General features: G+C 51.6%; 30 protein-coding genes. 14 read left to right on the forward strand and 16 right to left on the reverse strand.

Annotated elements, in window-relative coordinates; genetic code table 11:
• Window positions 1-1,035, reverse strand: a complete 1,035-nt coding sequence (locus tag JSN25_RS15615; protein ID WP_087856372.1) for an AI-2E family transporter — start codon at window positions 1,033-1,035, stop codon at window positions 1-3.
• Between the two features lie 138 nt (window positions 1,036-1,173).
• Between JSN25_RS15615 and JSN25_RS22470 the strand changes: the two genes are divergently transcribed.
• From JSN25_RS22470 to mdtI, 3 genes are all read left to right on the forward strand, one after another.
• The gene (locus JSN25_RS22470; RefSeq protein ID WP_006684635.1) at window positions 1,174-1,344 is read left to right on the forward strand and encodes a protein YdgV; all 171 of its coding nucleotides are present in this window, start codon (window positions 1,174-1,176) and stop codon (window positions 1,342-1,344) included.
• Window positions 1,345-1,451: 107 nt separating this feature from the next.
• Window positions 1,452-1,817: a multidrug/spermidine efflux SMR transporter subunit MdtJ gene (mdtJ, locus tag JSN25_RS15620; RefSeq protein ID WP_160956389.1), complete on the forward strand. Its 366-nt coding sequence runs from the start codon at window positions 1,452-1,454 to the stop codon at window positions 1,815-1,817.
• Window positions 1,804-2,133: a multidrug/spermidine efflux SMR transporter subunit MdtI gene (gene mdtI, locus JSN25_RS15625; protein ID WP_038640477.1), complete on the forward strand. Its 330-nt coding sequence runs from the start codon at window positions 1,804-1,806 to the stop codon at window positions 2,131-2,133. Before mdtJ ends, mdtI begins: the two co-directional genes overlap by 14 nt.
• A 34-nt stretch (window positions 2,134-2,167) precedes the next feature.
• Here mdtI and JSN25_RS15630 read toward each other — a convergent pair whose 3' ends face one another.
• From JSN25_RS15630 to msrP, 6 genes are all read right to left on the reverse strand, one after another.
• The gene (locus JSN25_RS15630) at window positions 2,168-2,989 is read right to left on the reverse strand and encodes a trypsin-like serine peptidase (RefSeq protein ID WP_038640479.1); all 822 of its coding nucleotides are present in this window, start codon (window positions 2,987-2,989) and stop codon (window positions 2,168-2,170) included.
• Window positions 2,990-3,089: 100 nt separating this feature from the next.
• On the reverse strand, window positions 3,090-3,173 hold the full coding sequence (gene ydgU / locus JSN25_RS22560) for a small membrane protein YdgU (protein WP_455423394.1): 84 nt from the start codon (window positions 3,171-3,173) through the stop codon (window positions 3,090-3,092).
• Window positions 3,174-3,259: 86 nt separating this feature from the next.
• Complete coding sequence (gene asr, locus JSN25_RS15635) at window positions 3,260-3,652, reverse strand: acid resistance repetitive basic protein Asr (RefSeq protein ID WP_085049341.1); 393 nt, start codon at window positions 3,650-3,652, stop codon at window positions 3,260-3,262.
• Between the two features lie 137 nt (window positions 3,653-3,789).
• Window positions 3,790-5,277 (reverse strand): carboxypeptidase M32, encoded by a 1,488-nt coding sequence (locus JSN25_RS15640; protein ID WP_087856373.1) that lies wholly within the window; start codon window positions 5,275-5,277, stop codon window positions 3,790-3,792.
• A gap of 47 nt (window positions 5,278-5,324) precedes the next feature.
• On the reverse strand, window positions 5,325-5,951 hold the full coding sequence (gene msrQ / locus JSN25_RS15645) for a protein-methionine-sulfoxide reductase heme-binding subunit MsrQ (protein ID WP_085049339.1): 627 nt from the start codon (window positions 5,949-5,951) through the stop codon (window positions 5,325-5,327).
• Window positions 5,952-6,956, reverse strand: a complete 1,005-nt coding sequence (gene msrP / locus JSN25_RS15650) for a protein-methionine-sulfoxide reductase catalytic subunit MsrP (RefSeq protein WP_121529031.1) — start codon at window positions 6,954-6,956, stop codon at window positions 5,952-5,954.
• A 187-nt stretch (window positions 6,957-7,143) separates the two neighbouring features.
• Between msrP and JSN25_RS15655 the strand changes: the two genes are divergently transcribed.
• From JSN25_RS15655 to JSN25_RS15665, 3 genes are all read left to right on the forward strand, one after another.
• Window positions 7,144-7,866, forward strand: coding sequence for a response regulator transcription factor (locus JSN25_RS15655; RefSeq protein ID WP_160956388.1), 723 nt, complete (start codon window positions 7,144-7,146; stop codon window positions 7,864-7,866).
• Window positions 7,863-9,344, forward strand: a complete 1,482-nt coding sequence (locus tag JSN25_RS15660; RefSeq protein ID WP_087856376.1) for a sensor histidine kinase — start codon at window positions 7,863-7,865, stop codon at window positions 9,342-9,344. The genes JSN25_RS15655 and JSN25_RS15660 overlap by 4 nt, the downstream gene beginning before the upstream one ends.
• A gap of 87 nt (window positions 9,345-9,431) precedes the next feature.
• A complete protein-coding gene (locus JSN25_RS15665; protein ID WP_204525106.1) occupies window positions 9,432-10,106 on the forward strand; it encodes a CPBP family intramembrane glutamic endopeptidase in 675 nt (224 codons plus the stop codon).
• A gap of 30 nt (window positions 10,107-10,136) precedes the next feature.
• On the opposite strand, the gene JSN25_RS15670 is transcribed toward JSN25_RS15665, so the two are convergent.
• Entirely contained in the window at window positions 10,137-11,387 is a 1,251-nt protein-coding gene (locus JSN25_RS15670) for an MFS transporter (RefSeq protein ID WP_038640493.1), read from the reverse strand.
• 107 nt (window positions 11,388-11,494) lie between these two features.
• Between JSN25_RS15670 and JSN25_RS15675 the strand changes: the two genes are divergently transcribed.
• From JSN25_RS15675 to bioD, 3 genes are all read left to right on the forward strand, one after another.
• Window positions 11,495-12,403 (forward strand): LysR family transcriptional regulator, encoded by a 909-nt coding sequence (locus JSN25_RS15675; protein WP_038640495.1) that lies wholly within the window; start codon window positions 11,495-11,497, stop codon window positions 12,401-12,403.
• Window positions 12,404-12,521: 118 nt separating this feature from the next.
• On the forward strand, window positions 12,522-13,742 hold the full coding sequence (gene mlc, locus JSN25_RS15680) for a sugar metabolism global transcriptional regulator Mlc (protein WP_085049336.1): 1,221 nt from the start codon (window positions 12,522-12,524) through the stop codon (window positions 13,740-13,742).
• Window positions 13,743-13,867: 125 nt separating this feature from the next.
• The gene (gene bioD, locus JSN25_RS15685) at window positions 13,868-14,563 is read left to right on the forward strand and encodes a dethiobiotin synthase (RefSeq protein ID WP_121529033.1); all 696 of its coding nucleotides are present in this window, start codon (window positions 13,868-13,870) and stop codon (window positions 14,561-14,563) included.
• Here the strand turns inward: bioD and clcB are convergent.
• From clcB to JSN25_RS15715, 6 genes are all read right to left on the reverse strand, one after another.
• The gene (gene clcB / locus JSN25_RS15690; RefSeq protein WP_038640501.1) at window positions 14,519-15,808 is read right to left on the reverse strand and encodes a voltage-gated ClC-type chloride channel ClcB; all 1,290 of its coding nucleotides are present in this window, start codon (window positions 15,806-15,808) and stop codon (window positions 14,519-14,521) included. The two genes, bioD and clcB, sit on opposite strands and share 45 nt — an antisense overlap.
• Before the next feature lie 117 nt (window positions 15,809-15,925).
• The gene (gene dmsD, locus JSN25_RS15695) at window positions 15,926-16,540 is read right to left on the reverse strand and encodes a Tat proofreading chaperone DmsD (protein ID WP_204525107.1); all 615 of its coding nucleotides are present in this window, start codon (window positions 16,538-16,540) and stop codon (window positions 15,926-15,928) included.
• Between the two features lie 42 nt (window positions 16,541-16,582).
• On the reverse strand, window positions 16,583-17,437 hold the full coding sequence (locus JSN25_RS15700; RefSeq protein ID WP_069324165.1) for a dimethyl sulfoxide reductase anchor subunit family protein: 855 nt from the start codon (window positions 17,435-17,437) through the stop codon (window positions 16,583-16,585).
• A gap of 1 nt (window position 17,438) precedes the next feature.
• Window positions 17,439-18,056 carry a dimethylsulfoxide reductase iron-sulfur subunit DmsB gene (gene dmsB, locus JSN25_RS15705; protein ID WP_150345011.1) on the reverse strand — a complete coding sequence of 206 codons (618 nt, stop codon included), beginning with the start codon at window positions 18,054-18,056 and terminating at the stop codon, window positions 17,439-17,441.
• 10 nt (window positions 18,057-18,066) lie between these two features.
• Window positions 18,067-20,505, reverse strand: coding sequence for a selenate/tellurate reductase subunit YnfE (gene ynfE, locus JSN25_RS15710; RefSeq protein WP_110498089.1), 2,439 nt, complete (start codon window positions 20,503-20,505; stop codon window positions 18,067-18,069).
• A 153-nt stretch (window positions 20,506-20,658) separates the two neighbouring features.
• Window positions 20,659-20,967, reverse strand: a complete 309-nt coding sequence (locus JSN25_RS15715; protein ID WP_114140354.1) for a DUF1161 domain-containing protein — start codon at window positions 20,965-20,967, stop codon at window positions 20,659-20,661.
• Between the two features lie 103 nt (window positions 20,968-21,070).
• On the opposite strand from JSN25_RS15715, the gene JSN25_RS15720 reads away from it, so the two are divergent.
• Window positions 21,071-21,781, forward strand: coding sequence for a YnfC family lipoprotein (locus tag JSN25_RS15720; RefSeq protein WP_038643159.1), 711 nt, complete (start codon window positions 21,071-21,073; stop codon window positions 21,779-21,781).
• A 6-nt stretch (window positions 21,782-21,787) separates the two neighbouring features.
• Here JSN25_RS15720 and speG read toward each other — a convergent pair whose 3' ends face one another.
• Both speG and JSN25_RS15730 read right to left on the reverse strand, forming a co-directional pair.
• A complete protein-coding gene (gene speG, locus JSN25_RS15725; RefSeq protein WP_038640513.1) occupies window positions 21,788-22,348 on the reverse strand; it encodes a spermidine N1-acetyltransferase in 561 nt (186 codons plus the stop codon).
• A 37-nt stretch (window positions 22,349-22,385) separates the two neighbouring features.
• Window positions 22,386-22,727: a DUF1283 family protein gene (locus tag JSN25_RS15730; RefSeq protein WP_038640515.1), complete on the reverse strand. Its 342-nt coding sequence runs from the start codon at window positions 22,725-22,727 to the stop codon at window positions 22,386-22,388.
• Between the two features lie 152 nt (window positions 22,728-22,879).
• Between JSN25_RS15730 and JSN25_RS15735 the strand changes: the two genes are divergently transcribed.
• The 4 genes from JSN25_RS15735 (at window position 22,880) to JSN25_RS15750 (ending at window position 26,994) form a co-directional block, all read left to right on the forward strand.
• Entirely contained in the window at window positions 22,880-23,206 is a 327-nt protein-coding gene (locus JSN25_RS15735; protein WP_038640517.1) for a YnfA family protein, read from the forward strand.
• Between the two features lie 107 nt (window positions 23,207-23,313).
• Window positions 23,314-24,528 carry a starvation-sensing protein RspA gene (rspA, locus tag JSN25_RS15740; RefSeq protein ID WP_003832907.1) on the forward strand — a complete coding sequence of 405 codons (1,215 nt, stop codon included), beginning with the start codon at window positions 23,314-23,316 and terminating at the stop codon, window positions 24,526-24,528.
• 13 nt (window positions 24,529-24,541) lie between these two features.
• Window positions 24,542-25,561 (forward strand): Zn-dependent oxidoreductase, encoded by a 1,020-nt coding sequence (locus JSN25_RS15745; RefSeq protein ID WP_137347258.1) that lies wholly within the window; start codon window positions 24,542-24,544, stop codon window positions 25,559-25,561.
• A gap of 53 nt (window positions 25,562-25,614) precedes the next feature.
• Window positions 25,615-26,994, forward strand: coding sequence for an MFS transporter (locus JSN25_RS15750; RefSeq protein WP_204525108.1), 1,380 nt, complete (start codon window positions 25,615-25,617; stop codon window positions 26,992-26,994).
• The last annotated feature ends 2 nt before the right edge of the window (window positions 26,995-26,996 follow it).

The following is a 26,996-nucleotide window of genomic DNA, read 5'->3' on the forward strand; positions in this document are numbered from 1 at the left end:
TTACGCTTTGTTGAGATCGCTAAGCAGAACGGCAATGCTTTGCCCGCCGTTGGTTTGCTCAAGCGCAATTTTGACGATGATGGTCAGCGGGACAGAAAGCAGCATCCCCACAGGACCCAGCAACCAGCCCCAGAAGATCAACGACAGAAACACCACCAGCGTGGACAGCCCAAGACCACGTCCCATAATCCGCGGTTCGAGGATATTCCCGAACACCAGGTTAATGATCAGATAACCCGCCAGCACCACCAGGGCGTCGTAAAGACCGCTAAATGCCAGCACCTGAGCAATAGGGGGGATGGCTGCAAGCACGGAACCGATATTAGGAATATAGTTGAGGGCGAAGGCCAGCAATCCCCAGACAAAGGCAAAGCGCACGTCGAGGGCGGCGAGCATGCCCCAGGCGACCAGTCCGGTCACAATGCTGATTGCCGTTTTTAGTACCAGATAGTGCGATACGCTGTCGATGGCGCGTTGAATCGCTGCCATTCCCTCAATAGGCCGGCTCATCATTTGTTTCAGTTTGTTGGGCAGTTGCGGGACTTCCAGCAGCATAAAAACCACCGTCAGCAGCAGTAAAAATATCGATGACATGGCATTTGACAGCTGCGCCAGTAAATTAGTGACCAGCGTCATTGCCGCGTTCGGGTCGATGTATTTGACGAGCTCATCCACCGAAACGCCTATCCCTGCGCGCTGTAGCCAAGGCTCGAGATTTTTCAGCGGGATAACCAGTGAAGAACGGTATTGCGGTAGCGTCCGCGCAAGCTCATTTAAGGATGTACCTAAGTAGGCTAATAACAGCACCATTAGCATCACAATAATTACGATCAGCAATGACACTGCGAATACGCGCGGTATGCGAAGTTTCACCATGCGTTGCACCACAGGGTTCAGCACAACGGCAATAAATAATGCCAGAATAAAGGGCACGATGATATCTGCGGCAAAGCGGATGCCGCTCAGTATGATAACCAGCATGCCCAGCATAATGACTATTTTTAGCCCGTTAAGCGTGATGATCGGTTTCGCCATGTGTATTCCTGTGCTTTTACTTTTTGAATCTGAATAATAATGTGATTTGCGTCGAGCCGTTATAACAAAAATCAAACGGGGCTGGTAAAGAAGTGAAAAGGCTTTGAGTTCGTAATGAACCTATGATACAAATCATCTGTGTTTAACTACCGAGGACAATTATCATCCGCGATGATGAGAAGCAACACTGCGGATAATTGTAATATTATGGACAATATGTTCAGGATGTTTTTGCTTTTACCTACACTTCTTCGTACCTCTTCCACTTTCCTGCTTGCGGGTGAGCAACACTGGCGCAACGCGCTTTAGTCCCTTCTTCTGCCTGAGCTGGCGCTGTGCGCTGAGCTAACTGATTTTATTTTTTGGTTTACTGCATGCAGTAGGCCCAAAGGACTATATTCTCAAGCAGGAGAAGCATCATGTTTTACTGGATATTATTAGGTCTGGCCATCGCGGCTGAAATTACCGGTACGCTGTCAATGAAATGGGCGAGCGTGGGCCATGGTAATTCAGGCTTTATTTTAATGCTGGTAATGATCGCCTTATCGTATATTTTTCTCAGTTTTGCCGTTAAAAAAATTGCCCTCGGCGTAGCTTATGCCTTATGGGAAGGTATCGGTATTTTATTTATTACGCTGTTCAGCGTGCTGTTATTTGACGAAACCTTGTCCACGATGAAGGTGGCTGGTCTGGTCTCGCTGGTGGTAGGTATTGTGCTGATTAAATCCGGTACACGAAAGCCTGCCAAAGCGGGCAGAGAGGTGACCCATGCAGCAGTTTGAATGGGTTCATGGCGCCTGGCTTGGCATGGCTATCGTTCTGGAAATCGTGGCTAACGTCTTTTTGAAGTTTTCTGATGGTTTTCGCCGCAAGGCTTATGGCGTGCTGTCGCTGGCTGCAGTTTTAGCGGCTTTTAGTGCGCTGTCGCAGGCGGTAAAAGGCATCGATCTCTCCGTCGCCTATGCCTTATGGGGCGGATTCGGGATTGCCGCGACGTTAGCCGCAGGCTGGGTGCTGTTTGGTCAGCGTCTGAACAATAAAGGCTGGATCGGCGTGGCATTGCTGTTGGCCGGAATGATCATGATAAAACTGGCCTGATAAAAGTGCTGCCCGTTAATACGGGCAGTATGCGTTATCCCTTGGCCAGCGCTTCCAGTTTGTCGCGAAACCCGGTCACGGAAATCGCGCGGTTATCTGCCCGCCAGCGATCTTTCGCCGCCGGAGCGGAGCTTTGTACGCCAATCAATTGCCAGCCGGAATCCGTCTTCAGCATCAATGGCGACCCACTGTCGCCCGGGAGCGTATCGCACTGATGTGACAAAACGGTATTTTGCGCCCAGCCTGTCACCACGCAATCCTGATGCGTGTACAAATCGTCAAGATGATCTTCCGGATAGCCCGACTGCGTGACTTTACGATCCGCGGTTTTCAGCGCCGCGGTTAATGCCGCTTTATCACCTTCAAATAATGGCAGCGGTGTGATACCGGAAGGTGGATAACGCAACACCACCAAACCAAAATCCCATGGGGCGGCGGAGGGGGGCACAATCCAGCCATCACCATCGGCTTTTAAACGTTTGCCGAGCGAAGGATCAACCCGGCCTTCAATTCCGTGGATCTCATAACGCCAGATACCCTTTTTCGACACGAAGCGTAACGCCACGGCTTTATCAGGTTTACCTTTTGGCGGCGTAAGTAAGCAGTGTCCGGCAGTCAGAGCCAGATGGGGTGAAATGAGCGTAGCGGTACACAGGTTACCGCTGGCGGTTTCCAGTTGTCCGATAGCGTCCCATGGTGATTGCGTTGGGTCAGTCACCTTAATGCGATCGTCATGTCCAAAAAACAGCGTTTTTATATTTTCTGCTTCAGCGCTGGACGTTGCTGGCTGTTCCGCATGCGCAACGACAGGAGTTAAACAAATTGAACCCAGTAACACAGCAATGGTTTTATGCATATCACACTCTGGTGGGGAATTATGATTTTTAACAGCAAACCCTCAGTTAATACTATAGACGGGACGGCGGGAAAGTGGGAGTAAAATCAGATAACTACACTCAGGAAAGATAAAAATGCATGGCGATGAGGGCACAAATAATCAGGGCCGTAAGAATGAACTCAAAGCGGTAATGTGACACCATTTTACCCTCCGAAAGGCGGCGCCAAATCTGAATGATTTAGCGCCGTATGCTACGGCGTGGGGGACGCCATAGTAACTACAGGTGTGTTATGCGGCTGGCTGAGCGGCTGGTTTAGCGGAGTCGTGTTTCACAGGTTTTTTGGTGTGTTTTTTAGCGGCCTGAGCTTTTTGCTCTGGTGCTTTCTGTTCTGCGGCAGGCTTGGTAGCTGCTTTTTTGGTGTGTTTTTTAGCGGCCTGAGCTTTCTGTTCTGGCGCTTTCTGTTCTACCGCCGGTTTAGTGGTGGTTTTTTTGGCGTGTTTTTTGGCAGCCTGTGCTTTCTGCGGTGCAGCTTTGTGCTGTTTTTTATGATGGGTGGTTTTCGCCGGGGCCGCTTTTGTTGTTGCAGCAGTTGGCGCAGTGGTAGCAGTTGTTTCAGCAGCAAATGCAGCAGAAGAAAGACCCATAGCAGCGGCAACAACCAGAGCTAATACTTTTTTCATTCTCATACCCTCGATTTGGTTTTTCATTCAACCCCACTGCGGGGCCGTTGAAATAACTATATCGCTGTAATCACTGGGCTTCCGTGAGTCATTGGTATCGGCGTGTAACGATATGTACAATGACTCACGGCATGAGATTACAAATAACGGGCTTCCAGGTGAGCGCGGAAATAGCGGCTGCTGAGCGGCTCTCCGGTGGCCTGGGTAATGAGTTGTTCAGTGGTAAAACGACTGCCATGCTGCCAGATATTTTGGCGTAGCCAGTCAAAGAGGGCGCTAAACTCTCCCTGCGCAATGGACTGGTTCAGATCGGGCAATGCGCGGTGAGCTGCGCTGAACAATTGCGCCGCATACATAGCGCCTAAAGTGTAAGACGGGAAGTAGCCAAAGCCGCCGTCGGTCCAGTGAATATCCTGCATACAGCCATTACGATAATCCCCCACCGTTGACAGTCCAAGCCAGGCCTGCATCTTCTCATTCCACAAGGCCGGAATGTCATCCACTTCAATGTCACCGTTAATTAACGCTCGCTCGATTTCATAACGCAGGATCACGTGAGCAGGGTAGCTCACCTCGTCGGCGTCAACGCGGATAAAACCGGGTTTTACCTGCTGGTTCCAGGCAATGAAATTGCTCTCTTCAAACGCTGCCTGGTTGCCAAAATGACGCGTCACAGCCGGAATGAGTCGCGTCAGGAATGCTTTGCTGCGTCCCAATTGCATCTCAAAGAACAGACTTTGCGACTCATGAATGGCTGTTGAGCGTGCCAGAGCGATAGGTTGTCCTGACCAGTTGCGCGGCAGATTTTGCTCATAGCGGGCGTGACCCGTTTCATGAATCACGCCAAACAACGCGCTGAGGAGTTCATTTTCGTCATAGCGGGTCGTAATGCGAACATCTTCCGGCACGCCGCCACAGAAGGGATGCGCGCTGATATCCAGTCGTCCAGCGGTAAAGTCGAATCCTAACTGCGCCATCGTTTCCAGACCCAGCTCTCGCTGTACAGCAGTCGGGAAGGGGCCAATTGGGGCGATAAGCGTTTGTTGAGACTGTTTTGCCACCGCCTTGCTAAGGAGATCGGGCAGCCAGCTTTTCACATCTGCAAACAGGACATCCAGTTGGGCGCTGGTCATCTCTGGTTCAAAGATGTCCAGTAGCGCGTCATAAGGTGAGCAACCTTTAGCGTCTGCGCGCAGTCGGGCTTCTTCGCGGCTGTATTTCACGACCTCTTTCAGGTTCTCGGAAAAACCCTCCCAGTCATTCGCGGGTCGCTGGCTGCGCCAGGCATGCTCACAGCGGCTGCCCGCCAGCGACTTTGCTTCTACCAGTGATTCAGGCAGCAGGGATGCCTGGTGATGCAGTCGCGACATTTCGCGCAAATTCGCTTGCTCAACATCGTTAAGGTCTTCCTGTTTTGCGGCGGCGATCCACTTGGCTACTTTCGCGTCGGTTAACAACTGATGCTCAAGTACGCTCAGTTCTGCCAACGCTTCGCCGCGGGCTTTGCTGCCGCCCGGCGGCATCATGGTAAACATGTCCCAACTGGCGATGGCCGAGAGGTGAGAGAAGCGAGAGAGCCGCTGGAACGTGCGGGTGAGTTGATGGTAATTATCATTGTTACTCATTTTTTGTTCTCGTTCTGTTTAGGTGTGGTTAAGAAGTTTACCGTGAATCATTCACTTTTCATAAACACACCTTTGTATCCGCTTTTGCGTAACCACTTTTTATAGCGAAATACCAGCAGCACAATAAAACAGAAGGCGTAGATAATAGGGGACGGTGACAACACTTTGACCGACCATAGGTAATGAACCGGGAGTAAAATGGCAGTCAGGTAGACGTAGTTGTGCAACGTTTGCCAGCGTTTGCCCATTTTACGCTGTGCGGCCTGCGTGGAGGTCAGCGTCAGCAGGAGTAAGATAACCCAACCCGTCATGCCCAGCGTGAGCCATGGCCGTGAAACCAGCTCTCGCCCCAACAATCCCAAATTTTGTATACCCAGCTCTAAAAGCGCATAGCTGGTCAGATGCAGTGTGGCCCAGGCAAAGCACCATAATCCTAACAAGCGTCGGGTACGAAACAGCAAAGGCTGCTTTGCATAGCGTGCGAGCGGCGATACCAGCAGGGTGGCAAGCAAGAATTTTAGCGCAGTAATGCCGGTAAAATGCTGAATGTCTTTCCCGGGATCGGCGCCCAGCGCACCCTGTTGCACTGCCCAGAAGAGCCATAGCAGGGGTAAAAAACCGGCGAGATGCAGTAGCACTTTCAGGCCGGTTATCTGCTTTGCCGTTAATCTCACTTAAAAGTTCTCCCGTAGATCCATACCCCGATATAAAGAAGCCACCTCATTGGCGTAACCGTTAAAAAGCAACGTCGGCTGGCGTTGTACATCGAGAATCCCACCGGAACCGATAAAACGTTCCGTCGCCTGAGACCACCGGGGATGATCGACATGTGGATTAACATTGGCGTAAAAACCGTATTCGTTCGGCGCTGACATATTCCAGGTCGTCGGCGGGCGCTCACGTGTCAGCTTGATACTGACGATCGATTTAATACCCTTGAAGCCATATTTCCAGGGGACCGTCAGGCGTATCGGCGCCCCGTTTTGCGGCGGCAATGCTTTGCCATACACGCCCACGGTCAGAAGGGTAAGAGGGTGCATGGCCTCATCCAAACGCAAACCTTCAACATAGGGGTATTTCAACCCACCACCAATGAAGCGATCTTTCTGACCGGGCATTTCATCGGGGGCGTAGCGTGTTTCAAAGGCAACGTATTTGGCGTCGCTGGTGGGTTCAACCTGCGCCAATAATTTATGTAAGGGAAAGCCAATCCACGGCACAACCATCGACCACGCTTCAACGCAACGCATCCGGTAAATACGTTCTTCTAACGGAAAACGTGTGGTCAGCGCATCATGATCCAACGTTAAGGGTTTGTTCACCTCACCGCTGATGGTTAATGTCCAGGGATCGGTTTTCAGGCTACCGGCATTGGCGGCAGGATCGGCCTTATCCAGACCAAATTCATAGAAATTGTTATAGCCCGTCACCTTGTCTTCCGGCGTCAGGTGGAGTGTGCTTTGCCAGGCATCCGGTTTTATGAACTCGAGCGGTTTCCCCGCCGGTGCAGGCGCGCGATCGTTGCCCTTAAACCAATTCAGTAGATTCGCCTGCGTCGGGGAGGAGAGAGAAGCGGCTGCAGCGCCTATTCCAAGCGCTTTGAGGACCTGTCGTCTTTGCATAAAAAAAACTGATTCGGCGGTAACATCAGCTTCCCGAAGTGGACGTTTTTTCTGCATAACTGTTCCTTTTTATTTTCATGTTAAGGAAAACAAAGCGACGTTTCCCTGTTGATGCCTGACTTTCTGTAACGACATCCTGGATCCAGGCGTATCCCAGGATCCTCACGAAAAGTTAAAAATTTTGTGATAACTTCCGCCCCTTGCCTGAGGTAAGCTTTCAGTTCAACGAGAGGGGATGACACTGATGGCCGGCGCAAAAAAGATATTTTTGGTGGAAGATGACAGCGATATTGCCTCACTTTTGCAGCTTAGCCTGAAGGATGAGGGATATGAAATTATCCATGAGGCGGATGGAACGCGCGCGCTTGAACAACTGGAAAAACATGTCTGGGATGCGGTTATCCTCGATTTGATGCTGCCGGGTGTCGATGGTCTGGAAATATGTCGTCGCATTCGTCAAATGAGTTTCTATTTACCCGTCATCATTATTAGCGCCCGCACCAGTGAAACTCACCGCGTTCTGGGGCTGGAGATGGGAGCCGATGATTATTTAGCCAAACCTTTCTCCGTACTGGAACTGATGGCCCGCGTGAAGGCGCTGTTTCGCCGTCAGGAGGCGATGAGTCAGAATCTACGTTTGGAGGCGGGGATCATTAGCGTCCATGGCGTGGAGATTGATCCCTTAGCCCGAGAAGTCCGCCAGCATGGCAAATCAATCGATTTGACGCCCCGTGAGTTCGATCTGCTCTATTTTTTCTCTCGTCATCCCGGCGAGGTTTTTTCGCGTCAGGCGCTGTTAGATCATGTGTGGGGCTACCAGCACGAAGGGTATGAGCATACGGTGAACAGTCATATTAATCGTCTGCGGACCAAGATTGAAAAAGATGCTGCTGAGCCGGAAATTATTCTCACCGTTTGGGGACGAGGTTATAAGCTTGCGGCGAATAACGCGGAGCATCAGTCATGATTTATCGACTGTCTTTAAGCCAGCGGCTGACCCTGGTATTTACCGCGATTATGTTGATTTGCGCGGTAGCCGTCAGCGTTGTCCAGCTACGTAATAGTCAAAAATATGGCGACGCCATGGTGCAAAGGCTGTCGCTGGAACTGGCGAGCAAGATTGTCAAAAGTGAGTCACTGATTGATACCCGCGGGCAGATCAATCGACAGACGTTAAAAGGACTGTTTAATCACCTGATGACGCTCAATCCAAGCGTCGAACTGTATCTGGTTTCACCAGCAGGTGACATACTCGCCGATGCCGCACCGCCCGGGCATATTCAGCGCCAGAAAATTACCGTGCAGCCGATTCAGGATTTTCTAAATTCGGATGCTTTGCCAGTGTATGGCGATGATCCGCGCAGCAATCAGCAGAAGGTCTTTAGTGCGGCGCCAGTGATGCTTAACGGCCAACTGCATGGTTATCTGTACATTATTCTCCAGGGCGAAAATCTGCATATGCTGGCAAATACCGCCTGGCAGAAAACGCTCTGGAACACGGTGGCAGGAACGTTAATTCTGGTTTTATTAGCCGGCGGAATTGCGGGCTTGCTGGTGTGGCGATGGGTGACGCATCCGGTAAAAAGGTTGACCGCGCAGGTGGTCAAAATGGAGCAGGACAGTATTAGCGTCATTAAGCAGTTGGCGCAGAAAAAGCCCGATCCGTCACCGGGGAATGAAATTGCGTTGTTGAACAATGCGTTTATAGAGCTGGCACAGCAAATTGCGCAGCAGTGGGATCTGTTAGCTGACAGCGATCGCCAGCGCAGAGAGTTTATTGCCAATATATCTCACGATTTACGCACGCCGCTCACCTCGCTGCTGGGCTATCTGGAAATGTTGTCGCTGAAAGCCGACACGATAACGCCAGAGGAAAACAGGCATTATCTTAGTATCGCGTTGCGCCAGGGGCATAAGGTTCGCCATCTGTCACAACAACTGTTTGAGCTGGCGAGGCTGGAGCACGGCGGCATAAAACCTCAGCGCGAACGTTTTGCTATTGGCGAGTTGATCCAGGATGTGGCGCAGAAGTTTGATCTCCCTGTTGCCACACGCCATTTGCAGTTACACCTTGATGTGATGGGGCCGTTACCGCTGGTAAATGCCGATTTATCGATGATGGAAAGGGTGGTGACGAATTTGCTGGATAATGCTATCCGCCATACGCCTGACGGGGGGGATGTATGGCTAAAAATCTGGCGTGATGAAGACCGACTGGTAGCAGAAGTGCAGGACAGCGGCCCAGGCGTGGAAATGGGGGTACGCGAAGTGTTATTTCAGCGCCCAACCGCGTTAACTCCCCGTGAGCAGCGCGGCGGTCTGGGATTGCTGATTGTGCGAAGAATGCTTGAACTGCATGGCGGCGATATCAATCTGGTTAATTCAACGGCAGGCGCTTGCTTCCGCTTTTGGTTGCCGCTGACGGATTCTCCATACATAGGGTAAATGTTGGTAGGTTGTCAGTGATAATGAGAATTTTTATCATATATCGATAATTCATCATCTTATACTCGACAAGTGCAAGGAGATTGTATGTCACAGGATGTCGACAACCAGTATATCGCCCGGACCAAAGCCGTTGCTGGCTGTTTTTCTATGTTTTTGCTGATGTTTGGCCTCACGTTTACCCCGTTGTTTTTTCCCGCGAGCCAGGAGCTGCTCGCCAAAGGATTACTCTTCCCGCTGTTGTTTATGCTGGAATTTATCGTATTGGTTCCGCTGTATTATTTCTTCTTCAGAAAAAGAGAGGGGCTGGGCAAAGGGATCTTCAATGCCCGCTGGTTTGGCATTTTATTTGCGGCCCTGCTTTTTATTCAGCTTATCTTGCCGTGGTTGATAGGTCTCAGACAAACCGAAGTGTGGGTAACCAGCCAGATATCTTTAAACAACTACGCGCTGTGGTTATCCACTCTGACCCTGATATTTTTTGCGCCAGTTTATGAAGAAATTGTTTTCAGGGGCTGTTTATTCAACGCATTCCAGTATTGGTTCAATAATAAAACCTGGCTGTCGTCAGTCGTGGTATCGATCATTTTTGCCGTGATGCATACCCAGTATGTGGATCTGCGCACGCTGCTGATGCTGTTTCTTGTGTCGCAGGTTTTAATCCTTGCCAGACTGAAAAGCAATGGACTGCTGATGCCGATGACGCTGCATATCGTGATGAACGGGACGGTTATTGTCCTGCAAATGGCAGCGTCTTCATAAGTGATGATGCCCGAAGCCGGGCATCCTTGATTAAACGTGCAGACGATGGTGCAAACGCGCACCTACCAGCAACGCCAGCACCAGCATCAGGGCGATAAATCCGCCCACGCCGTTCCAGCCGTAGCTATGCCAGAACACACCGCCCAGCGTACCGGCAATACTGGAGCCCAGGTAATAGCTGAACAGATACAGGGAAGAGGCCTGGCCTTTAGCGCGTTTCGCCCGTGGCCCAATCCAACTGCTTGCCACGGAGTGCGCGGCAAAGAACCCGGCAGAAAAGAGCAGCATACCGGCGAAGATCAGCCATAGTGAGGTAAACAGGGTCATCAATAGCCCAAAAAGCATCACGCCGGTTGAAACGATCATCACCGGGCCGCGACCATAGCGGGTGGTCATGGAGCCTGCTTTCGGCGAACTCCAGGTCCCGGTCAGATATGCCACGGATAACAGGCCGACAACTGCCTGACTGAGTTCCCACGGAGAGAGCATCAGGCGATAGCCGATGTAATTAAACAGTGTGACAAACGACCCCATCAGCAAAAAACCTTCCGCAAACAGTAGCGGTAACCCCCTGTCGCGCCAGTGCAAACGGAAATTGATGAACAATGATTTAGGTCGCAGCGACGTGGGCCTGAAATGACGGGACTCTGGCAAAATTTTCCAGAACATCAGCGCGGAGGCGAGGGCAAAACAGCCGATCGCCGCCAGCGCGATACGCCAGTTGAAAAAGTCGGTGAATACGCCGCTGATCAAGCGACCACTCATACCGCCAATTGAGTTGCCACTGATATACAAGCCCATTGAGAAAGCCACAAAGCTGGGATGAATTTCCTCACTCAGATAGGTCATCCCCACCGCCGCCACGCCGCTCAGCGACAGACCGATCAGCGCGCGCATGATTAAAATCCCGTGCCAGCTGGTCATCATTGTTGAAAGCAGTGTACAGCAGGAGGCGAGTAGCAGTGCCGTAACCATTACCGGCTTACGACCTATCGCATCGGAAAGTGGGCCAGTAAACAGTAAACCGATGGCCAGCATTGCCGTAGAGATGGAAAGCGAAATACTGCTGCTGGCAGGGGAAACCCCAAACTCGTGCGAGAGCACCGGCAGTATGGGCTGCACGCAATAGAGCAGGGCAAATGTCGCCAGCCCGGCAGAAAACAGCGCCAGCGTAACGCGCATAAAAGGGGATGTACCGCGTTTGATAAAACCATCCGGCAGGGTAACGCTCTCGTCAATATCGCTTGCCGGCGCGGTATCGACCGTTGTTGTACGACTCACTTGGAATCCTTGCTTAATATTTTGCTACTACAGGACCAGCCTTAAGAGTATGAAAATCCCAATATTCTGTCTAATATATTAATAATCTCAAATAATATTTTAAAAATATGAATATCGAACTTCGTCATTTACGCTACTTCGTGGCGGTTGCGGAAGAGTTGCATTTTGGTCGGGCGGCAGCGCGGCTGAATATTTCGCAACCACCGTTAAGCCAGCAGATCCAAATCCTGGAACAACAGATTGGCGCCCGGTTATTGGCGCGAACTAACCGTAGCGTGGCCCTCACTGCCGCCGGAAAACAGTTTCTGGCGGACAGCCGACAGATCCTTAGCCTGGTTAATGAAGCCGCCGCCCGGGCAGAGCGTTTGCATCTCGGAGAAGCAGGGGAATTGCGTATCGGCTTTACGTCATCAGCGCCGTTTATCAAAGCGGTGTCAGATACGCTCTCCCTGTTTCGCCAGCGCTATCCTGTGGTGCATATGCAAACCCGCGAAATGAATACGCGCGAGCAAATTGCCCCGCTTAACGAAGGCACTCTGGATCTGGGGCTTATGCGCAACACGCAACTCCCGGAAACGCTGGCGCGAGAGGTTATTCTGCATGAACCGCTGATGGCGATGATCCCACGAGCGCATCCGTTGGCGCAAAAGCCCGTAGTGACGCTGACTGAGCTGGCTAATGAGCCATTTGTCTTTTTTGACCCGCATGTGGGAACGGGGTTGTATGACGACATTTTGGGCCTGATGCGTCGCTATGACCTCAAACCGACGATTACTCAGGAGGTAGGTGAGGCGATGACCATCATTGGGTTAGTGGCCGCGGGGTTGGGCGTTTCGATCCTGCCCGCTTCCTTTAAACGGGTGCAACTGTATGAAATGTGCTGGATCCCGATAGCAGAGGAAGATGCCGTCTCTGAAATGTGGTTAGTCTGGCCTAAGCATCATGAGCAAAGTCATGCCGCGCAACGTTTTCGTGAACAACTGCTGGCGGCGGTCCAGGCGATTAATTTAGTTTAAATATGGGTGAAAATGTGCAGTAAATCACAAGGCTAAGTAAAAAGTTGACGGAAGCCATTGAAGTGCTTCACCATAGCCCGCAGATTATTTCGGAGCGCGAAAATAAAGGGAGTAAGTGGTGGTTGCTGATAGTCAGCCTGGGCATATCGATCAAATTAAGCAGACCAATGCGGGCGCGGTCTATCGCCTGATTGATCAGCTGGGACCGGTATCGCGTATTGATCTCTCTCGCCTGGCACAATTGGCGCCTGCCAGTATTACCAAAATTGTCCGCGAAATGCTTGAAGCCCACCTGGTACAAGAGCTGGAAATCAAGGAAGCAGGGAGTCGTGGGCGTCCGGCCGTGGGGCTGGTTGTCGAAACCGAAGCCTGGCATTATTTATCCATTCGCATCAGTCGCGGCGAGATTTTTCTGGCGCTGCGCGATCTAAGCAGCAAGCTGGTGGTTGAGGATTGCCTGGAAATGGCGCTGGTCAGTGAAACACCTCTGCTGGCGCGTATCATTACCCAGGTCGATCAGTTTTTCATCCGCCACCAGCAAAAGCTGGAACGCTTGACCTCCATCGCCATCACGCTACCTGGCATAATCGATACCGAAAACGGCATCGTACATCGCATGCCGTTTTACGATGATGTCAAAGAGATGCCGTTGGGCGAAGCGCTCGAAAACCATACCGGCGTGCCGGTCTATATTCAGCATGATATCAGCGCCTGGACCATGGCGGAGGCGCTTTTTGGCGCATCACGTGGCGCACGCGATGTCATCCAGGTCGTTATTGACCATAACGTCGGCGCAGGGGTGATAACCGACGGTCATTTACTGCATGCCGGGAGCAGTAGCCTGGTGGAAATTGGTCATACGCAGGTGGATCCTTACGGTAAACGCTGCTATTGCGGTAATCATGGCTGTCTGGAAACCATCGCCAGCGTCGACAGCGTGCTGGAACTGGCGCAGGTGCGGCTGAAGCAGTCAATGAGCTCTTCACTGCATGGACAACCGTTAACGGTAGACGCACTGTGCCTGGCGGCGATGCAGGGTGATTTATTGGCAAAAGATATCATTAGCGGCGTCGGGACCCACGTCGGACGCATCCTTGCCATCATGGTGAATTTGTTCAACCCGCAAAAGATATTGATTGGTTCTCCGCTCAGCAAAGCGGCGGATATACTGTTTCCCACCATTGCTGACAGCATTCGTCAGCAGGCGCTCCCGGCGTATAGTCAGCATATTGTGGTCGAAAGTACGCAGTTTACCAACCAGGGAACCATGGCGGGGGCTGCGCTCGTTAAGGACGCGATGTATAACGGTTCTTTGTTGATACGTCTATTACAGGGTTAACATTTTTTAACTGTTGTACGAAAAATTGCGCTATCTCAAGCTGATTCCGGTCGTCATACCTTAGACTTTCTCCACTGTTTTATTTTCCTGACTTATATTTTCAAAGCATAACGGTGGAGTTAGTGATGCTGAAGCGTTTCTTTATTACAGGTACAGACACTTCTGTTGGGAAGACCGTGGTTTCCCGCGCATTACTACAAGCGTTGGCGTCAGGGGGTAAAAGTGTCGCGGGCTACAAACCGGTAGCCAAAGGAAGTAAGGAGACACCTGAAGGTTTGCGCAACAAAGATGCGCTGGTGCTGCAAAGTGTTTCATCTATCGAACTGCCGTATGAGGCGGTCAACCCGATTGCGCTGAGCGAGGACGAAAGCAGCGTAGCGCATAGTGGTCCGGTCAATTACACCTTGCTATCCAACGGTCTCGCAAGCCTGAGCGAAAAAGTCGATCACGTTGTCGTGGAAGGTACCGGCGGCTGGCGGAGTCTGATGAACGATCTGCGTCCGCTATCTGAATGGGTGGTACAGGAACAAATGCCGGTGCTGATGGTGGTGGGTATCCAGGAAGGTTGTATTAATCATGCCATTCTTACCGCACAGGCGATCGCCAGCGACGGATTGCCGCTGCTTGGCTGGGTCGCAAACCGAATCAACCCAGGGCTGGCGCATTATGCGGAAATCATTGACGTGCTGAGCAAAAAATTACCTGCGCCGCTAATCGGCGAACTGCCGTATCTGCCTCGCGCAGAGCAGCGAGAGCTGTCACAGTATATCCGTCTGTCAATGCTTGGCAGCGTGCTGTCGGTAGATAGAGTCCTGGCGTAACGTTCTCGACAGCACTGACGCCACCACGCAAGCGATCAGTAATCCGGGGAGCAAGCGATACTCCCCGGTCATTTCACAAACCATCAATGTAGACATAATTGGCGCATGCGTGGTTGCTGCCAGTAGCGTGGCCATCCCCGTTAATCCCAGCAGAATGGCAATTTCATCCGGACCCGGAAGCCATAATCCCCACGTCCGTCCCAGCAGCATGCCGACAGACAGACCGACAAACAGCGTTGGCGTAAACACCCCGCCCGGCGCACCGGAGCCACTGCTGGCAAGCACCGCCAGTAATTTGCAGATAAAGATCCCGCTAACCACGGTCAATAGCGGTGGCGAGAGCAGATATGACTGCACCACGCTGTAGCCATTTCCCCAAACGGCAGGAGTGAGCAGCGACAACAGGCCAACGATCAGCCCGCCAAGCGCCAGTTGCCACGGTGGCGAGAGTTTTAAGCGCAAAAAACCGTTATGGCTGGCGGTCATCAACCACATAAACAACGGACCGCAGACGCCGGCAACCAGACCTGTGCTGACAATCATGGCGTATTCCATCACATGCAGTTCCCGTGTGAAGTGCACGGCATAAAGCAACGCATTGCTGTCGCTCAGTACATTGGTGGTCAGCAAGGCGACGACGGCGGATACCACCACCGGTCCCAGCGAGGCGAGGATCATCGTGCCAAACAGGACTTCAGCAATAAATAAACTGCCCGCCAGCGGGGCATGATACGCGCCGGCCATACCTGCTGCCGCTCCACAGGCGATCCATAATTTCCATTCGGCGCGCGGTGTGAAACGTTGAGCAAAGCTGGACGCGGCCAGCGCCGCCAGCAAAATCATGGCACCTTCACGCCCGATAGCACTGCCGCTGGCGACAACCAGTAACGATGCCAGTGACTTTACCAGGCTGGCGCTGACGTCGAATTGACCGTCCGTTTGCAGGGCTTCCATGTAATCTGTGGGAGCCTGTGGTCGTAAACGGTTGAATTTTTGCCAACCCCAGAGCAGTAAGCCAGCTGCCAGGCCGCCCAGCGCGGGCGTCAGCATGCGTCTTAACGGAGAAAGATTTGTCGCCGCATTGACCAGACTGCCCGTGTCGTTGCTCAGGAACAACCATTCAAGAAGGAACATGGCATGGCGAAAGCCTGCGACGGCCAACGCGGCAAGGATACCAATCAGCGCGGCGATCAGCAGGCGGCGAAACATAGCGCGCAGGTCAGGATAAGCATGTAAATGGTGCATGAGTGGCCAGACAGGGAAATTCAGAGGCTTTATTTTGCGGCTATTTGGCAACAGAAGCAAAAGCTCAGCGTGCGCAACGGTATTATGCAGGCAGGATACATCCTGCCTGTGGCGACATTAACGAAACAAAGGCTTATCGGCTACTGGAATTAATAATTGCGATCGCCACTTTGCCAGCGTCAGGCGCGCCAGTTCTGCCAGAGCCCGGTAGAACGGGTGGTTCGCATGTTCGATAAACACGTCAAGGAAACGCGTTGACCATGGTAGCAGATGCCAGGCTAACAGCTGTTCGCACTCGGTGTGGCGTCCATTTTCAGCAAGCCAGGCCGTCAGTAACAGCAGCGCGCCAAAGTGATCTTCCGGTTCATTTTGCTGCACGGCAAACTGGATCCCGTTGTCCCGCATCCACTGACGTAATGCCAGCGTGGAATCGCCAAACAAGACATTTTCACGATCCAGCCAGACGGAACCCCAGGGCGGAGAAGGTAGCGCGTAAGGGCCGACAAACAGTCGCTGCCAGGCTTGCGGGAGCGGCTCATCAGCCTCGGTCTGCAGTTGTTCAGCCAGCGCAGAAAGGGCCGTGGGTTCAAGCGGCCACTGCGCCTGCCAGCCATCGGTTTTTAGCGCACTGACCAGCGCAGAAGCTTCTGTACTGTCTGGCGCATAGTAGAACAGCGCACCCAATACGCGCGCCGCGGTAGAGAAGTTGTCACGTTGTGAAAAATGGGTCATGCAAACAATCCTGAAAAGTGCGGGTTGCCCCGCACCCGAGTATTAACCTGCAACAGCCATTCCGACTGTCATATGTAAGCCATAAAACAAACCGCGGCCAATAATTTCACCGGCAAGCACGAAAATTAAACCCAGCGCCAATCCGCCGACAGCCGGTTCTTTGCGACGAATTAGCGGGCATATCCAGCAACCCAGCCCCGCAGCCAGCATCACGATGCGCCAGACCTGTAAGCTTGCGTAGTCGGGAACCAGAGCGCTGGCGTGTTGTACCGAACTGTGAATTTCGCTGAGCGATACGCCCTGCAAAACGATAACGGCCACACTCACCAGCAGGGCAAGTATGCTGATTCCGGCGAATCTGGCGGCGTTAAACGACACGCTCGCAGCGCGTAGCAGCAGAGCGGCAAACAGCGGGCCACTCAGCAACATCGTCATGAAAAACGCCAGCGTAGTATAGCCATTATACCAGGTCGGAACGGTGTCTATCTGGTAGACGTTAGTCATCGCCAGAACAAAAACCAGACCAAGCAACATGCTGAGCAGCAGCCAGATTTTACCTGACGTCGCCGGCATTTTACCGAGAAACGCCACCAGCCACCACAGGCCACCAACCGCGAAAAACAGCGAACCGCTGGCGATTTCGTTACTGAGCGCCGATGCGCCGATTCTGTTCAGCGAGTTAAACGCGCGTAGCGGTGAACCTAAATGCATTATTGAGGCGAGAAAGGCGATGCCCATTACCAGCCACAGAAAAAACATATTGCGCACGATACGTTGTTTTGCCACATCGTCTTTGGTGGTTAACCAGCCATACCCACTCACGATCAGCGCCCCGGCCACACATTGACCCAGCACCGTAAACAGGACCAGCGGCCATTCATGCCATCCATTTCCCATTTTACACCTCCTTCGGATTAGCCAGAAAACCCGTGGTATCCCCGGTCGGGCGGCTATTGGCATTGGGTTTAATCACAATACTCGGCCTGGTAAAATGCGCGCCCGGTAACGGGGCAACCGCCGCCAGCTCACCATGTTTTTTGCGCAGCTCATCAAGCGGACCAAAGTCCAGCGCGCGTAGCGGACAGGACTCGACGCAGACAGGCTTTTTGCCCTCGGCGACACGATCATGACAGCCATCGCACTTGGTCATATGACCTTTAGCTGCATTGTACTGCGGCGCGCCGTATGGGCAGGCCATGTGGCAGTAGCGACAGCCGATGCATACGTCTTCATCCACCACGACAAAACCATCTTCGCGCTTATGCATAGCCCCACTAGGACATACCTTGGTGCAGGCTGGATCCTCGCAGTGGTTACAGGAGATGGAGAGATAGTAGGCAAAAACGTTCTGATGCCAGACGCCGTTATCCTCCTGCCAGTCACCGCCCGCGTATTCATAAATCCGTCGAAAGCTCACCTCAGGCGTGAGATCTTTGTAGTCTTTGCAGGCCAGTTCGCAGGTTTTGCACCCGGTGCAACGACTGGAATCAATAAAAAATCCATACTGAGTTGTCATGGGCTAGTCCTTAAACCTTCTCGATCTCGACCAGGTTAGTGTGCTGTGGGTTGCCTTTTGCCAGCGGTGAAGGTCGCTGGGTTGTCAGCGTATTGACGCAGGCGCCATGGTCAATTTTATCGCCAGCCATATCGGCATCGTGCCATGCGCCCTGACCCATTGCGCTTACGCCGGGCAGGATCCGCGGCGTCACTTTGGCCGGGATACGCACTTCACCACGATCGTTAAAGACCCGCACCATATCGCCGTTTCTGATTCCCCGCTTTTGGGCATCGACGGGGTTGATCCATATTTCCTGGCGGCAGGATGCCTGGAGAACATCAATATTCCCGTAGCTGGAGTGGGTGCGGGATTTGTAGTGGAAACCAAACAACTGCAACGGGAATGAACTGCGTTTTGGATCGTCCCATCCTTCAAACGTTGAGGCGTAAATGGGAAGTGGGCTTATCACCTCATCCTTTTGCAACTCCCAGGAGTTGGCAATTTTCGCCAGTCGGCTGGAGTAGATTTCAATCTTGCCAGAGGGGGTTTTGAGCGGGTTGGCCTGCGGATCGTCGCGGAATTTTTTGTAAGCGACAAAGTGTCCGTTGGGATCTTTGCGTTTATAGATCCCCATTTTCTTCAGCTCGTCATAAGAAGGGAGCGCGGGGTCTTTAGCCAGCATTTTTGCATACAGATACTGGAGCCACTGTTCCTGGGTACGGCCTTCAGTAAAACGTTGGTAGATATCGTCGCCAAGACGTTTCGCTACTTCGCTCATTATCCAGTAGATCGGTTTACGTTCGAACTTAGGCGACGTCGCGGGTTGAATAAAAATGAGGTACCCCATGTTGCCCGCGTAGTCGTTGGGAATAATATCCTCCTGTTCGACGGTCATTAAATCAGGCAGCAGAATATCGGCATATTTGGCCGAAGATGTCATGAAGTTTTCGATGACCACTATCATTTCGCATTTCGTCTCGTCCTGAAGGATCTCATGCGTTTTATTGATATCTGAGTGCTGGTTGGTGATGGTGTTGCCCGCATAGTTCCAGATAAATTTTATCGGCACGTCGAGCTTATCTTTCCCACGAACGCCATCGCGGGTAGCGGTCATTTCCGGGCCCCGGACGATGGCGTCGGTCCAGCTAAAGCAGGATATCTGAGTCTTGATGGGATTTTCAGGCAGTGGCATGCGCTCAATCGTGATGGTGTAGGTTGATTCTCGTGCGCCGCTATTGCCGCCGTTGATGCCGACGTTGCCGGTCAGAATAGGCAACATGGCGATCGCGCGTGAGGTTAGTTCACCGTTAGCCTGACGTTGAGGACCCCAACCCTGGCAAATATACGCCGGTTTAGTGCTGCCGATTTCCCTTGCCAGTTTGATTATGCGCTCGGCTGGGATCCCGGTGATGTGCGAGGCCCATTGTGGCGTTTTGGCGATACCGTCATCACCGTTGCCAAGAATATAAGCTTTGTAATGCCCGTTAACGGGGGCATCGGCGGGCAGGGTTTTCTCGTCATAACCGACGCAATATTTGTCGAGAAACGCCTGATCGACAAGATCTTCGTTAATCATGACCCAGGCGATTCCCGCTACGAGTGCAGCGTCGGTGCCCGGACGAATAGGGATCCACTCATCCTCTCGACCCGCTGCAGTATCGGTATAGCGGGGGTCAATGACGATCATCCGGGCGTTAGAGCGCTCCCGGGCTTGCTCCAGAAAGTAAGTTATGCCGCCGCCGCTCATGCGCGTTTCGGCAGGGTTATTGCCGAACATCACCACCAGTTTCGTGTTTTCGATGTCTGAGGTACTGTTGCCTTCGTTTGAGCCATAGGTATAAGGCATTGCCGCCGCGATTTGCGCGGTGCTATAGGTACCGTAATGGCTCAGGAATCCGCCATAGCAGTTCATCAGGCGAGCGACCAGTGAGGCATAAGGGGAGGAGCGTGTAATATTGCCGCCGACAATGCCAGAGGTGTAGTTGATATACACGGCTTCATTACCGTATTTCTGTACGGTATTTTTCAAACTGGCGCTGATAGTATCCAGGGCTTCCTGCCAGGTTATGCGCTCAAATTTACCTTCACCGCGCTTACCCACGCGTTTCATTGGATAGTTGAGGCGATCCGGATGATTAATTCGGCGACGGATAGAACGACCACGCAAACAGGCGCGAACCTGGTGCTGACCATAAATATCATCCCCGGTCGTATCGGATTCTACCCATACGACCTCATCGTCTTTGACATGAAGTTGCAGGGCACAACGGCTTCCGCAGTTCACGGAACAAGCCCCCCAAACGACTTTTTCTTCTGCTGGTTGTAATGCTTGTTGTACCGCAGCCGCTGCGGAGCGCATTCCGAAAGGTAATGAGAGTCCGCCTGCGGCAAGCGCCAGCGAACCAATAGCCGAGGATTTCACTAACGTCCTGCGGCTGATGCCTCCATATTGCTCAGTTTCAGACATAACTCCCTCCATTATAGTTATCGCTATATATTAATTTCTATAACGAAATTAATAGCATGCTAATAATGGAGTGAGTTTACCCACTTATAGGCATGTCGCCTTAATGCATATCAAAGGGGAGCGACCCTCCGCGAGCGGAGGGCACTATTTATTTTATTGCGGCTCGGCAGCATGCCCGTCCTGAGCTGGCGTGCTATTGGCGGGGGCGTTGCCACTGTTGGTCCGGGTATAGAGAATCTTATGCGTATCGTTTGCACAATGCCCCACTACCAGTGAATCAGGTTGATCGGCCTGATCGTTGGGGACGATACTCAGCGTAAAGCTGGATTCCGCTACGCCATTATTTATGATGCGCTGCTCAATATCGCTCTTAACGCGTTCGCAGGACGCTGGCGCCGCCAGAACTTGCGGGGAGGCAGCTACCAGTAAGATTGCGGCAATTCCTGTTATGTATTTCATCATCAGCTCCTTTTATGATCGACATGAACTAAGAGTAGCATTTCTGGTGTAAATAACTGTATTTGCTAATATGATTGAGAATTATCTTCTTATCCAGGTGAAAAATGTGAAGAAACAGACCCTGTTAGTTTTCCTGTGCGCCGTACTGGTCGGGTGTGATAACGCCAAAGGGCTGGTTTCTTTTACGCCGGAAATGGCCAGTTTTTCCAATGAATTTGATTTCGATCCGCTGCGTGGACCAGTGAAAGATTTCAGTCAGACGCTTCTAAATGATAAAGGTGAAGTTTCCAAGCGCGTTGTCGGTACGCTCTCGCAGGAAGGGTGTTTCGATACGCTTGAACTGCACGATATCGAAAACAATACCGGCATGGCGCTGGTTCTGGATGCCAACTACTATCGCGATGCCGAAACGCTGGAAAAAAAGATCCGCTTGCAGGGTAAATGCCAGCTAGCGGAACTGCCTGCTGCCGGTGTGGTGTGGGATACCGACGATAACGGCTTTGTCGTTTCCGCCACAGGAAAAGAGATGAAAGTCCAGTACCGCTATGACGCAGAAGGCTACCCGCTGGGTAAAACTACTGTCAGTAAAGACAATACCTTACAGGTTGATGCCAAACCGTCGGTTGATCCGCTGAAGAAGCTGGATTACACGGCGGTGAGTATGCTGAACAATCATCCATTAGGTAATGTCAGGCAAACGTGTAAGTACGATAACTACGCCAACCCGGTCAACTGCCAGCTGGTTATCGTCGACGAAAGCGTGAAGCCAGCAGTTGAACATCATTATTCGATTGAAAACACCATCGATTACTACTAGTCGCCTTTACTGAGCGGTAGGTTGTAGCAGGTTAGGACCTGACGTTTTGTGTTCCGCCAAATACTGCTGCTGGAAAATACACATACGGATGGTGTTGCGGTACTGGCCGTTAATAAAGAATTCATGAATCAGTTCACCTTCCACCATAAAGCCGAGTTTACGGTAGATGTGGATGGCTTTTTCGTTCTCTTTATCGACGATCAGATACAGCTTATATAAGTTGAGGACGGTAAAACCATAATCCATCGCCAGCTTTGCCGCCCGCGAAGCCAGACCTTTACCCTGATATTCAGGCGAAATAATAATCTGGAATTCAGCCCGGCGGTGGACGTGGTTAATCTCTACCAGCTCCACCAGCCCGGCTTTTTCACCTTCGCATTCCACCACGAAGCGACGTTCGCTTTGGTCGTGAATATGCTTGTCGTACAGGTCTGACAGCTCAACAAACGCTTCGTAAGGCTCTTCGAACCAGTAACGCATAACGCTGGCGTTGTTATCAAGCTGGTGGACAAAACGTAAATCTTCACGCTCCAGCGGGCGCAGCTTAACACTGAGGGCGCTAGTCATATTGTATCCTTGCAATATCCTTTAGGGTGCATAGCCATTATGGTGCAACGGTACGGCCAGTACGACGGTCGAGGCAGCGCAGGGTGTTAGGTTCCCAGTAGGCGTTAATATTGGCGCTCTGTTCGCACTTATCACGGCTATCAAAGGCCGCGTCGGCTTTGTCCCACTCTTTCTCAGTACGCTTGTTCACTTTCTGACGTAACTGGCGCGTATCGTTCCATTGTTCCTTTTCCATGGCGGCCTGTTGACGGCTTTGCGCACTGTCCCCGGATTCAATGACCAGTTTACTGGTTTCAGCAAATGCTGAAGAGGTGTACACAGCCGCCGCAAGCGTCAGCATAGCCGTCAGACACAGACGTTTGGTCAGTGTAATATTCATAACGAATTCCTTTTATGAGAAAGGGAAAAACGATAAAACAGGGTTAAATTCTACACTATTCCTGCTTCAGGGCATACCCACTGAGCGGATATGGATACGTTGGCGATATTCTGTCGTATCATGGTTAAACCGAAGATAACTGAATAACGTCAATGCTGAAGACTACCTTTCTCTTTTTCGTCACTGCTTTATGCGAAATCATCGGCTGTTTTTTACCCTGGCTGTGGCTTAAACGAGGCGCGACGGCGTGGTTGTTGGTACCCGCCGGAGTGTCTCTGGCCTTATTCGTCTGGCTGTTGACGCTGCATCCGGCCGCGAGTGGGCGAGTTTACGCGGCCTATGGCGGCGTTTATGTTGTCACTGCGCTGCTATGGCTGCGCTTTGTCGATGGCGTAAAACTCAGCCTGTATGACTGGTCTGGTGCGCTGGTGGCCTTGTGCGGGATGCTGATTATCGTGGCTGGATGGGGGCGCGCATAGCGCCTTTTTTGTGATCAACGAGGGCTTTTTCGATCTTTATACTTGTATGGTAGTAGCTCAGTTGAGTAAATTTCCTGCATCACAAGAACAGATGTAAGGAATAAAAAATGAAGATTGTCGGGGCTGAAGTTTTTGTCACCTGCCCGGGGCGTAATTTTGTTACGTTAAAAATAACGACAGAAGACGGGATCACCGGGCTGGGAGATGCCACCTTAAATGGCCGCGAGTTATCCGTGGCGTCCTATCTGAAAGATCATGTCTGTCCGCAACTTATCGGACGCGACGCGCATCGAATCGAAGACATCTGGCAGTTTTTCTATAAAGGCGCGTACTGGCGTCGGGGGCCGGTCACCATGTCGGCGATTTCCGCAGTGGATATGGCATTGTGGGATATCAAAGCGAAAGCGGCGAACATGCCGTTGTATCAGTTGCTCGGCGGCGCATCGCGTGAAGGGGTCATGGTTTACTGCCACACCACAGGGCATACCGTAGATGATGTGCTGGAGGATTACGCGCGACATAAAGAGATGGGCTTTAAAGCGATTCGCGTACAGTGCGGCGTACCGGGCATGAAAACCACTTACGGTATGTCTAAAGGCAAAGGTTTGGCCTACGAACCCGCGACCAAAGGGCAGTGGCCGGAAGAGCAGCTGTGGTCTACAGAGAAATACCTCGATTTCACGCCGAAACTGTTTGCCGCCGTTCGCGATAAATTTGGTTTTAACGAACATCTGCTACATGACATGCACCATCGCCTGACGCCGATTGAAGCTGCCCGGTTTGGCAAAAGCATTGAACAATATCGTCTGTTCTGGATGGAAGATCCCACACCAGCCGAAAACCAGGAGTGTTTCCGCCTGATCCGCCAGCATACGGTCACGCCGATTGCAGTAGGGGAAGTCTTCAATAGCATCTGGGATTGCAAACAACTGATCGAAGAACAGTTGATCGACTATATCCGCACCACCATTACCCATGCGGGCGGTATTACCGGTATGCGCCGTATTGCCGATTTTGCCTCGTTGTATCAGGTACGCACGGGGTCACATGGACCTTCCGATCTGTCACCCGTATGCATGGCCGCAGCACTGCATTTTGATCTGTGGGTGCCGAACTTCGGCGTTCAGGAATATATGGGGTATTCCGAGCAAATGCTGGAAGTGTTCCCGCATAACTGGACTTTTGATAACGGCTACATGCACCCGGGCGATAAGCCAGGCCTTGGTATCGAGTTTGACGAAAAACTGGCCGCGAAATATCCGTATGACCCGGCATATCTGCCTGTCGCTCGCCTGGAAGATGGTACGTTGTGGAACTGGTAAGGAGTGATTTGCTATGAAAAGTGTTGTGATTGAAAAACCAAATACGCTGGTCATTGCCGAACGGCCCGTTCCAGAGCCAGCAGCGGGAGAGGTCAGGGTGAAGGTAAAACTGGCGGGAATTTGTGGTTCCGATAGCCATATTTACCGCGGGCATAATCCATTTGCGCAATATCCTCGCGTTATCGGCCACGAATTTTTTGGCGTGATCGATGAGGTAGGTGAAGGTGTCGATCGTTCGCGAATAGGTGAGCGAGTGTCCGTTGATCCCGTTATCAGTTGCGGGCATTGCTATCCCTGTTCGATAGGTAAACCCAACGTTTGCACATCGCTGGTGGTGCTGGGTGTTCATCGCGATGGTGGTTTTAGCGAGTACGCCGTAGTGCCGGCAAAAAATGCCTGGCCGATCCCCGATACCGTACCAGATGAACATGCCGTCATGGTCGAGCCTTTTACCATCGCCGCGAACGTAACCGGGCAAATTAAACCCACAGAAAATGATATTGCGCTGATTTATGGCGCAGGGCCTATGGGGCTGACCACCGTACAGGCGCTTAAACGTGTCTATAAGGTAAAAACGGTGGTGATTGCCGACAGAATCGAAGAACGCCTGAGCATGGCGAAACGGTGCGGTGCTGACTGGGTAATAAATAACGGTCAGCAATCTTTGCACGATTTCCTGGCGGAAAAAGAGCTTAAGCCGACGATCATCGTAGATGCGGCCTGTCATCCATCCATTTTACAGGAGGCTATTACGCTGGCATCGCCAGCCGCGCGAATTGTTCTGATGGGCTTCTCTAGCGAACCTTGTCAGATTGTTCAGCAGGGTATTACCGGGAAAGAACTTTCAATTTATTCCTCAAGATTAAATGCCAATAAATTCCCGGTTGTTATTGATTGGTTGGTTAACGGACTTATTAGCCCTAATCAACTTATTACCCATACTTTTGACTATCACCACGTTACAGACGCAATTGAATTGTTTGAGAAAGATCAGCAGCACTGCTGCAAAGTTTTACTCACATTCACTGAATAATATAAATAACTGCGAGTAAGTGGTACGCATCTTACCTCTAAGAGATAGCCAATATGAATCAAGAAAAACACGAAAGATCCACCACAGATCTGGTCAGAGCCGCCGTATCCGGATGGTTAGGTACTGCGCTCGAATTTATGGATTTTCAGTTATATTCTTTGGGTGCCGCACTGGTATTCCATGAGATATTTTTCCCGGAACAATCTGCGGCGATGGCTCTCATTTTAGCAATGGGAACCTACGGCGCAGGATATATTGCTCGTATCGTCGGGGCATTTATATTTGGCAAGATGGGGGACAGCATCGGGCGTAAAAAGGTGTTGTTTATCACGATCACAATGATGGGGATTTGTACAACATTAATCGGCGTGCTGCCAACGTATGCGCAAATTGGTATCTTTGCGCCCATACTGCTGGTGACGCTGCGTATTGTGCAAGGACTTGGAGCGGGGGCTGAGATCTCCGGGGCGGGTACTATGCTTGCCGAGTATGCGCCGAAAGGAAAACGTGGGATTATTTCCTCACTTGTCGCCATGGGTACCAACTGTGGGACCCTTAGCGCAACGGCCATCTGGGCGGTGATGTTCTTTGCTCTTGACCGTGAAGAATTACTAGCCTGGGGATGGCGCATTCCGTTCCTGGCCAGTGTTGTGGTGATGATCTTTGCCATCTGGTTACGTATGAATCTCAAAGAAAGTCCGGTATTTGAGAAAGTGAATAATGAGGAAAATGCGCCTGCATTAAACAATTCGTCGGAAAATACGCTGGGCGCGATGTTTACCAGTAAATCCTTCTGGCTGGCCACCGGTTTACGTTTTGGACAGGCGGGTAACTCAGGATTAATCCAGACATTCCTCGCCGGTTATTTAGTGCAGACTTTGTTGTTTGATAAATCAATCCCCACTGATGCATTAATGATTAGCTCGGTACTGGGATTTATTACCATACCGCTGCTCGGTTGGTTGTCTGATAAATTTGGTCGTCGATTGCCATATATTATCCTCAATATCTCAGCCATTATTTTGTCTTACCCGATGTTGTCTATTGTAGTGGATAAAACGTATAGCCCTGGCGTTATCATGTCAGCATTGATTGTTATTCATAACTTTGCTGTGTTGGGATTATTTGCTCTCGAAAATATCACCATGGCTGAAATATTTGGTGCCCGCAATCGGTTTACGCGAATGGCGATTTCAAAAGAGGCGGGCGGATTGGTAGCCGTTGGTTTTGGGCCGGTTCTGGCCGGTATTTTCTGCAACATGACCAATTCCTGGTGGCCAATTCTGGCGATGGTTATTGCCTACTCACTGATCGGTCTGGTGTCCGCGTTGTTGATGCCGGAGGTCAAAGACCGCGACCTGAGCGTGCTTGAGGATGCCGCTGAAGTGAGTCAGACGGATAAAGTTCGTTGCTCGGCGACCCAGGCAAGCTAAGA

The organism is Citrobacter cronae, assembly GCF_016893685.1.
Taxonomy (GTDB): domain Bacteria; phylum Pseudomonadota; class Gammaproteobacteria; order Enterobacterales; family Enterobacteriaceae; genus Citrobacter; species Citrobacter werkmanii.